The sequence below is a fragment of the Pediococcus argentinicus genome (assembly GCF_001437605.1).
Classification (GTDB): domain Bacteria; phylum Bacillota; class Bacilli; order Lactobacillales; family Lactobacillaceae; genus Pediococcus; species Pediococcus argentinicus.
Window position 1 is genome coordinate 1 of the sequence record NZ_JQCQ01000045.1, and the last position, 9,609, is coordinate 9,609.

At 37.7% G+C, this 9,609-nt stretch carries 8 protein-coding genes; 7 read left to right on the plus strand and 1 reads right to left on the minus strand.

The features are described 5' to 3' along the window. Positions 1–31 precede the first annotated feature (31 nt). Complete coding sequence (locus tag IV88_RS08265; protein WP_057800431.1) at positions 32–298, plus strand: helix-turn-helix domain-containing protein; 267 nt, start codon at positions 32–34, stop codon at positions 296–298. 57 nt (positions 299–355) lie between these two features. Here the strand turns inward: IV88_RS08265 and IV88_RS08270 are convergent, their stop codons facing one another. Continuing rightward, positions 356–1,075, minus strand: coding sequence for a WecB/TagA/CpsF family glycosyltransferase (locus IV88_RS08270; RefSeq protein WP_057800432.1), 720 nt, complete (start codon positions 1,073–1,075; stop codon positions 356–358). A 118-nt stretch (positions 1,076–1,193) separates the two neighbouring features. On the opposite strand from IV88_RS08270, the gene IV88_RS08275 reads away from it, so the two are divergent. The 6 genes from IV88_RS08275 (at position 1,194) to IV88_RS08300 (ending at position 9,564) form a co-directional block, all read left to right on the plus strand. Next, positions 1,194–2,663 carry a nicotinate phosphoribosyltransferase gene (locus tag IV88_RS08275; RefSeq protein WP_057800433.1) on the plus strand — a complete coding sequence of 490 codons (1,470 nt, stop codon included), beginning with the start codon at positions 1,194–1,196 and terminating at the stop codon, positions 2,661–2,663. A 10-nt stretch (positions 2,664–2,673) separates the two neighbouring features. Then, positions 2,674–3,489, plus strand: a complete 816-nt coding sequence (gene nadE, locus IV88_RS08280) for an ammonia-dependent NAD(+) synthetase (protein ID WP_057800434.1) — start codon at positions 2,674–2,676, stop codon at positions 3,487–3,489. 195 nt (positions 3,490–3,684) lie between these two features. Then, entirely contained in the window at positions 3,685–6,348 is a 2,664-nt protein-coding gene (locus IV88_RS08285) for a cation-translocating P-type ATPase (RefSeq protein ID WP_057800435.1), read from the plus strand. Positions 6,349–6,379: 31 nt separating this feature from the next. Continuing rightward, on the plus strand, positions 6,380–6,814 hold the full coding sequence (locus IV88_RS08290; RefSeq protein WP_057800436.1) for a hypothetical protein: 435 nt from the start codon (positions 6,380–6,382) through the stop codon (positions 6,812–6,814). Between the two features lie 101 nt (positions 6,815–6,915). Next, the gene (locus tag IV88_RS08295) at positions 6,916–9,084 is read left to right on the plus strand and encodes a Tex family protein (protein WP_057800437.1); all 2,169 of its coding nucleotides are present in this window, start codon (positions 6,916–6,918) and stop codon (positions 9,082–9,084) included. 12 nt (positions 9,085–9,096) lie between these two features. After that, positions 9,097–9,564 carry a SprT family protein gene (locus IV88_RS08300; RefSeq protein WP_057800438.1) on the plus strand — a complete coding sequence of 156 codons (468 nt, stop codon included), beginning with the start codon at positions 9,097–9,099 and terminating at the stop codon, positions 9,562–9,564. Positions 9,565–9,609 lie beyond the last annotated feature (45 nt).

The window sequence follows — 9,609 nt, forward strand, 5'->3', positions numbered from 1 at the left end:
ATATTTTAAATATACGAGGAGTGGTACGACAATGAAAATAGATAAATTACTTGAAGAAGAAATGAAAGATCCAGAATTTGCACGTGGGTTTGAAAAAGAAAGTGAAAAGTTGGATACAGCTATTGCTCTATATAAGGCACGTGAAGAAGCTGGACTAACTCAAGCTGATTTGGCAGAACGTGCGCACACAACACAAGCAACAATTGCAAGAATAGAAAGAGGAGACAATGTCTCTTTTGAAAAGCTATCTCAAATCGCTAATGCTTTGGGTAAAAGAGTCAAAATATCTTTAATTTAAGTAATAATATTCAAAAAGGGCTCAGAAATTAATTTTTTTTCTGAGCCCTTTAATATGCTATTTTTTTGATCGCCAGACAACCCACATAAATTGTGGAATCACTAACTGACGTTTTAACCGTTTAGGATCGGTAATTAGACGGTAAAACCATTCTAAATGGTGTTCTTGCCAGAATGTAGGCGCACGTTTAACTGTACCGGAGTAAACATCAAAACTACCACCAACGCCCATCCAAATGCTGTCAGAGATGTGCCGATTAGTAGTAATGAATTCTTCCTGCTTGGGGAAACCAGTTGCGACAAATACGAAGTCTGGTTTGGTATTTTCAATTTCTGTAATAATTGGTGCATCATCCTTAAAGTAACCATCATGGAAACCGGCAATTTTTAAATCAGGATAATCGGTCTGGATTTTTTGAACAGTTTTTTGAATTACTTCTGGTTTACTACCCAATAGATACACAGATTTTTGATTATCATTACCCCATTCTAGAAGGTTGTTAAAAATATCAAATCCAGTAATTCGATCAGGAATTGGATCACCTAATGTTTGGGAAGCTTTCACAATTCCAATTCCATCGGGTGTTAGGTAATCAGCGGTTTGTACTAATTTTTGATAATCAGGATGCTTACGTGCATACATCACGATTTCGGGATTGGCTGTGATGATAAAGCGATTCTGATGTTGAGTGGAATCATTTTTAATTTGGTCCATGAATTTGTCAAAAGTAGTATTAATGAAAGAATATCCTAAAATATTGGCGTGTTTGAATGTCATTTTTGATTCTCCGATCACGAAATATTGGTTTAAATTGCGCTTTCACCGATAAATGATAAAATTGGATAGTAACTATTACCTATATTAAACATTAAAAAAATGAGGAGCACAAATCATCATGGTTAAAAAGTTTCCAGATGACAGCTTAACACTTCATACTGATGCATATCAGCTGAATATGATTCAGACATATTGGCAGGAAGGAATTCAAAACAAACATGCAGTTTTTGAAGTATTCTTCCGTAAAATGCCATTTGACAGTGGTTATGCAATTTTTGCTGGACTCGAACGCATTATCGATTATGTTCAAGGACTCCATTTTTCAAAGAGCGATATTGAATATCTTCGCGAAGCAACAGGATACACTGAAGAATTTTTGAAGTATCTTGAAAACTTTCATTTTTCGGGCACGATTCGTTCGGTCAGTGAAGGTGATTTAGTATTTAACAACGAACCTATTATTCAAGTCGAAGGTCCTTTAGCCGATTGTCAGTTAATCGAAACGGCTTTGTTAAATGTGGTTAATTACCAAACCTTGATTGCCACGAAAGCATCTCGAATTAAATCAGTGGTTGGATCTGACAAGTTACTCGAATTTGGTACTCGTCGTGCTCAAGAAATGGATGCCGCCCTCTGGGGAACTCGTGCTGCCTATATTGGTGGCTTTGATGCTACAAGTAACGTTCGTGCTGGAAAATTATTTAATATTCCAATTAGTGGAACGCATGCCCATGCCCTTGTTCAGTATTATATGAATGATTATGAAGCGTTCAAAGCTTATGCCACAACGCATCGCGACTGTGTCTTCCTAGTTGATACGTTTGATACACTTCGTAGTGGTGTGCCAAATGCCATTCGTGTTGCTAAAGAAATGGGCGATAAGATCAATTTCTTAGGTGTTCGAATTGATAGTGGTGATATGGCTTATATTTCAAAGCGTGTTCGTGAACAGTTGGATGAAGCTGGATTCCCAGATGCTAAGATTTATGCTTCCAACGATTTAGATGAAAAAACAATTCAAAACCTTAAAATGCAAGGCGCTAAGATTGAAGTTTGGGGTGTTGGTACAAAGCTTATTACGGCCTATGACCAACCAGCTTTAGGTGCTGTTTATAAGATGGTTTCGATTGAACGTGATGGTAAAATGTTGGATACTATCAAGTTGTCCAACAATGCAGAAAAGGTTTCGACGCCTGGCAAAAAGCAAATTTGGCGAATTACACGTAAGTCTGATGGTAAATCCGAAGGGGACTACATTACTTTATTTGATGAAGATCCTCGCAAAGATGATTCATTATATATGTTCCATCCTAATTTCACGTATATCAACAAGATTGTTAGTGATTTTGAAGCCCGTCCACTATTACAAACCATTTTTGAAGATGGCAAATTAGTGTATGACCGTCCAAGTTTGGATGAAATTAAGCACTTCTCACGTAATAGTTTGGACCTATTATGGGATGAGTATAAACGTGACTTGAATCCACAGGAATATCCTGTTGATTTATCGCAACGTTGCTACGATAACAAGATGAATATCATCAAAGAAGTGCGTGAGTATGTTAATGAATTAAAATTTAGCGAGTAGGGTGAATAAAATGAGAGAATTACAAAAAGAAATTATTACGGCTTTAAAAGTTCAACCAACTATTGATCCGAAAGCTGAAATCAGACGTAGTGTTGACTACTTGAAAAATTACTTAATCAAGCATCCTGGATTACGTTCATTGGTCTTAGGAATTTCTGGTGGACAAGATTCAACGCTTGCCGGAGCATTATCAGAAATTGCAGTGAAAGAATTGCGTAAGGAAACTGGTGACACTCGTTACCAATTTATCGCTGTTCGTTTACCATATGGCGTTCAATCAGATGAATCAGACGCGATGAAGGCTATTGATTTTATGGGTGCTGACGTTGTTTATCGAGTTGATATTAAACCAGCTGCTGATGCAATGGTTAAGGCTTTAGAAGGTAACAACCTAACAATTTCAGACTTCAACAAGGGAAATATCAAAGCCCGTGAACGTATGATTGCTCAATACGGAGTGGCTGGTAACCATGAAGGTGTTGTGATTGGAACAGACCATGCTGCTGAAGCCGTTACTGGTTTCTATACTAAGTTTGGTGATGGTGGAGCTGATATTACCCCGCTATGGCGTTTGGATAAGCGACAAGGTAAATCTCTATTAAAGGAATTGAATGCACCAGTTGAATTATATGAAAAGGTTCCAACGGCCGACCTTGAAGATGATCGTCCAGCTTTGCCTGATGAAGTAGCACTTGGTGTCACATACGATGATATCGATAACTACCTTGAAGGCCAAGACATTGATGAAAAATCAGCAGAACGAATTGAAAACTGGTACGTTAAGACGGCACATAAACGTTCATTGCCTTACACGGTTTTTGATTAATTATTACTTAAGGGTTGTATTTTGTTTTACTTATCATTATAATGATAAGAGTAGACATGAGGGAGTAACTTGCAGTTTAACTGCGGTAACATCATCAGCAAGAAAAAATCTGGTGTTATCTTAATTTAGTGAGACTCATGTGTAGCGGGGAAACTCGTTGCACATGGGTCTTTTTTTATAACATAAGGAGGAAACATGAAAGATAAATTTTGGAGTCAACCCAGTCAAGAAGTATTAGATGATTTAAAGGTCACCCGTGAAGGCTTGTCCAATACTGAAGTGGAAAAACGCACCGAACAATACGGTAAAAATACTTTAACAACCAAAGGGAAAACAACCTTATTACAAAAGTTTATTGCTCAATTTAAAGATTTAATGATTATAGTCTTGATGATTGCCGCGTTAATTTCTGTTTTCGTTGGTGAAGGTGTTGATGCTTTAATCATCTTTATGGTTGTGATTTTAAATGCGGTCTTTGGTGTTTTCCAAGAATCAAAAGCAGAAGAGGCAATTGATGCTTTGCAGGAATTATCAGCTCCTCAAGCACATGTTAAACGAGATGGCAAAGTCGTCACAATTAAGAGTGAAGATATTGTCCCAGGTGATATCGTTCTGCTTGAAGCAGGCGACATTGTCCCAGCAGACTTGCGGTTAACTGAATCAGCTTCTCTTAAAATGGAAGAAGCAGCCTTAACTGGTGAGTCAGTTCCAGTTATTAAAAAGATTGATACGATTGATGAAGAAAACCCAGCCTTGGGTGATCGTAAAAACATGGCCTTTATGAACAGTAACGTTACATTTGGTCGTGGTGAAGGGGTCGTTGTTGGAACTGGTATGAAGACTGAAGTTGGTCGAATCGCTGACTTGATTAACAATGCAGAAGAAACAACGACGCCGTTGCAGCAGAACTTAGCTCGTTTAAGTAAAACTTTAACAGTGCTAATCCTGATTATTGCTGTGATTGTATTTGCAGTCGGAATGGTACGTGGACAAGAATCATTAATTAACATGTTCTTAACTGCTATTTCATTAGCGGTTGCTGCGATTCCAGAAGGTTTACCAGCAATCGTTACCATCACACTGGCTTTAGGTACTCAACGAATGGCTAAACGTCATGCGATTATTCGGAAGTTACCAGCTGTTGAAACACTTGGAAGCACTGATATTATTGCCTCTGATAAAACTGGTACCTTAACCCAAAATAAAATGACAGTTGAAAAAGTATTCATTGATAATCAACTGCAAGATGCGGGAACTGTGAAACCAGCAGATTTAACTGCTAATCATCGTTTATTTGATTTAATGATTTTAAATAATGATACGAAGAAAACGGACGACGGTTTGGTTGGTGATCCAACTGAAACAGCTTTGATTTCATTTAATGATGGTCAACAGTACAGTTCTGACGATGTAATTGCTAAATTACCACGTTTAGCAGAAGTGCCTTTCGATTCAGAGCGTAAATTGATGTCGACCGTCAATGATTTAGGAAACGGTAAGTATTTGCTAACAGTGAAAGGTGCACCAGATGAGTTATTAAAACGAACAACTAGCTTTGATGTTGCTGGTGAGGTTTCACCAATGGATGATGCTGAAATTAAGTTAATTCAAGATACTAACCATCATTTAGCAACTAAAGCGATTCGTGTTTTAGGTTTTGCTTACCAAATTTTGGATGAAGTTCCAACTGAATTAACTAGTGAAGCAGTTGAAAAAGATTTAATTTTTGCTGGTTTAATTGGAATGATTGATCCGGAACGACCAGAAGTTTCACAAGCCGTCAAAGAAGCACAAGAAGCTGGTATTCGTCCGTTGATGATTACTGGTGATCACCGCGATACTGCCGGTGCGATTGCAAAACGTTTGGGCATGATTACGGATGAAGAAATGAATACGGCTGTCATTACTGGTGCCGAACTTGATTCAATGAGTGATGATGAGTTGGCTAAACGAGTTAACCAATATTCGGTCTATGCTCGTGTGGCCCCAGAACATAAAGTTCGAATTGTGAACGCTTGGCAGAAAAAAGGTAAGATTGTTGCAATGACTGGTGATGGTGTTAATGATGCACCTTCACTTAAACAAGCAGATATTGGTGTTGCAATGGGAATTACTGGTACTGAAGTTTCTAAGGGTGCTAGTGATATGATTCTGGCCGACGATAACTTTTCAACTATTGTAGTTGCTGTTGAAGAAGGACGAAAAGTATTTGCTAATATCCAAAAAGCAATTCAATACCTCTTGTCAGCTAACTTAGGTGAAGTTTTAACCCTATTTGTAATGACAATGATGGGATGGCAGATTTTAGCACCAGTCCATATCCTATGGATTAATTTGGTAACTGATACGTTCCCCGCGATTGCATTAGGACTTGAACCGGCTGAAAAGAATTCTATGCAACAAAAGCCACGTGGCAAATCGGCGAGCTTCCTGTCTGGTGGAGTCTCAAGCAATATTATCTACCAAGGACTCTTAGAGGGAGCTATCACTCTATTTGTTTACGCGATGGCCTTAGCTTTCCCTGTTCATTCAGGCAGTCAATTAGTCCATGCCGACGCTTTGACGATGGCCTTTGCAACATTAGGATTGATTCAATTGTTCCATGCCTTTAACTCCAAATCAATTCATGGATCAATCTTTAGTGCAACAACACTGAAGAATAAGTTCTTTAATTGGTCAATTGTAATTTCATTTGCTCTATTGGCATTAACAATTATTGTGCCGGGCTTAAATGATATTTTCCACGTTTCTCATTTAGACGGTTTCCAATGGTTAATTGTTTTAGCATCATCAGTTTCAATGGTTGTAATTGTTGAAATTGTGAAATTTGTTCAACGAAAATTCTTTCATGCGGTATAATTAAACGCAGAATGAAAGAGGAGTAGATAAGATGCGAACTAACAATATTCAAAAGTATGCTAATTCGATTACAACAGTAACAGATATTGTTGAAAAGACAGGTGATCAAGTTGATCCATTCTTCCAACAACTAAAAGAAGCTTTGAAAAACAATAAAGTTTCTGAATTAGGAACTGATAAATTATCAGAAATTAAAGATCATTTTCAAATTGCGACTGATGCTTATCGTAAATGTGAGGATATTATCCAAAAAGCGCAGGCACCAGTTCAGCTAATTGGAAAGCATCGCCAATTTCAATCAGCTTTTAAGAACTATACAAGTGCTTGTCAGGACATGGTGGACGCCGTTGATCCTGAAAAACAAACGGTTAATGAACAGAAGTTCAATCAATCCGAAGCTGATCAAGAACAAGATATGGAAAAGGTTACTAGTGCTTTAACGCGAATCATGAATATGCTACTATGATAATCTTATTTAAAATTTTCAAACCAGACCTGTGTACAAGACTAACTTGTCACAGGTCTTTGGTCGTTTAAGTGTGCATTTAATTAAAGGAGCGTCATTTCGTGGAAGAAAAAGTATTTCAAATTGTTAAGAAACAACTATCTGGATACCAAGCTAATCAAATCAAGGCTACCTTAGAGTTACTGGAAGAAGGTAATACCGTTCCTTTTATTGCTCGTTATCGAAAAGAACGGACGCATAGTTTAGATGAAGTTCAAATTCGCGATATTCAAAGTACTTACCATCAAGTTGAAACGCTCGAAAAACGTAAAGCTGATGTAATTAAGATTATCGGTGAACAAGAAAAACTAACTCCTGAACTACAAAAGGCCATTGAAAATGCCGACGTATTACAAACAGTCGAAGATTTGTATCTTCCATATAAACAAAAGCGTCGTACTAAAGCTACAATTGCCAAAGAACAAGGGTTAGAACCACTTGCAAAATGGGTATTGGAATTTCATAATGCCGGACTAACCGCTGAAGCCGAAAAATATATTAAACCGGACGATGACCTACCAGATACTGATAGTGTTTTAGAAGGTGTGCATGAGATTCTAGCTGAAGCCTTTGGTGATAATGCTGATTTCAGAGAATGGATTCGAAAATTCACTCGTAATAACGGTCAATTAACATCAACTGTTAAATCAAAAGGTGAAGAACTCGATGAAAACGGAACTTATAAGTTATATTACGATTTTAATGAACGACTAAATAAACTAGCCTCTCACCAGGTCTTAGCAATTAATCGTGGTGAGAAAGAAAAAATACTTCGTGCAAAAATTGAGGTTAATACAGACGGAATTGACCGTTTCCTTCATTTTAGAATTATTGGATCACACGCTGGAGAATCAGTTTCAGTTGTAGAAGAAGCATATCAAGATGCATACAAACGTTTTATCGGTCCCGCAATTGAACGTGAACTTCGTGGTGAGTTAAACGAGCAGGCTAGTGACCAAGCGATTGAAGTGTTTGGTGAAAATCTGTATCACTTGTTGATGCAGGCACCCTTGAAGGGAAAAGTTGTCCTTGGATTCGATCCAGCTTACAGAACTGGTTGTAAGTTAGCCGTTGTCGATCAAAACGGTAAATTTCTAGATAAATTAGTTATTTACCCTCATAAACCAGCTCCAGCTAATAAACGTGCCGCAGCTGCTCAACAATTTACTGATTTTCTAAATAAATATCAGGTTGAAATGATTGCGATTGGGAATGGAACAGCTAGCCGTGAGTCAGAAGAATTTGTAGCAGATGTATTAAAGAAGATTGATCGTAATATTTACTATGTGATCGTTAACGAAGCTGGGGCCTCAGTTTATTCAGCAAGTAAGGCTGCTCGAGAAGCATTCCCAGAATTACATGTTGAAGAACGGAGTGCTATTAGTATTGGTCGCCGACTACAAGATCCACTGGCGGAATTAATTAAAATTGACCCGCAAGCAGTTGGTGTTGGTCAGTACCAACATGATTTGCCACAAAAAGATTTGACCGAGCAATTGGATACCGTTGTTGAAACAGCAGTAAATCAGGTTGGTGTTAATTTGAACACCGCTAGTCCAGAGTTATTAACTCACATTTCAGGATTAACCAAAACCACAGCTCAAAACATTGTTAATTTTAGGGATGAAAATGGTCGGTATGATGCACGTAACCAACTTAAAAAGGTGCCACGTTTAGGACCGAAAGCATTTGAACAGGCGGTTGGTTTCTTGAGAATCGTTGATGGTAAAAATGTACTGGATAATACTGATATTCATCCAGAAAGTTATGCAACAGTTAAACAGATTTTGACTGAGTTAGGACTTAAGACTTCAGATATTGGTACGCCGGAAACGAATGCAACACTAAAACAAGTTAACATTAGCGAGTTAGCTGATAAGTTGGGTGTTGGAACAGAAACACTGACTGATATCATCAGTGACTTACAAAAGCCAGGTCGTGACTTACGTGATGAAATGCCGGCTCCATTACTTCGTTCAGACGTTCTAACAATGGAAGATTTGAAACCGGGGATGGAACTTCAAGGTACTGTTCGAAACGTAGTCGACTTCGGCGCATTTGTGGATATCGGTGTTAAACAGGATGGTTTAGTACACATTTCAAAATTAACCAATCGATTTATTAAAAAGCCTAGTGAAGTTGTTTCAGTTGGTGATATTGTAACTGTTTGGGTTGAAAGCGTGGACGAGAACCGGCATCGAATTCAATTAACAATGGTTAAAAAGGATTAACGGAGAAAAAGATTGACGGATACAGAATTACAAAGATTAGTAGAACGGATTGCTTTAGATAGTTTTCATCGTCCATTTAGACATCAGGCTTACTTTAATAAACGTTTAAGAACAACGGGTGGACGTTACCATTTGAATGATCATCATATTGATATCAATCCTTTAATGTTGAGTGATTTTGGAATGGATACTTTAGAAGGCGTAATTAAACATGAACTAGTTCATTACTTCGTTCATTTAAGTGGTGAGAAACCAAGTCATCAAAATCCTCATTTTAAACAATTGTTGTTGCAGGTGGGGGGATTACGATATGCTCCATTTAATACGCAAACACATATCCGTTCAAAATTAAAACTAGAGTATGTTTGTCAAAGGTGTGGACAGTCTTATATTCGACGTCGACACATTGATACTAAACGATATGTTTGTAGTAGATGTCAGGGCCATTTGATGTTAGTTTCAGAAGAAAGAGCAATCTAAAACAGAAAGATAAAAAATAGCTAAAACAGAAAGATAAAAAATAGC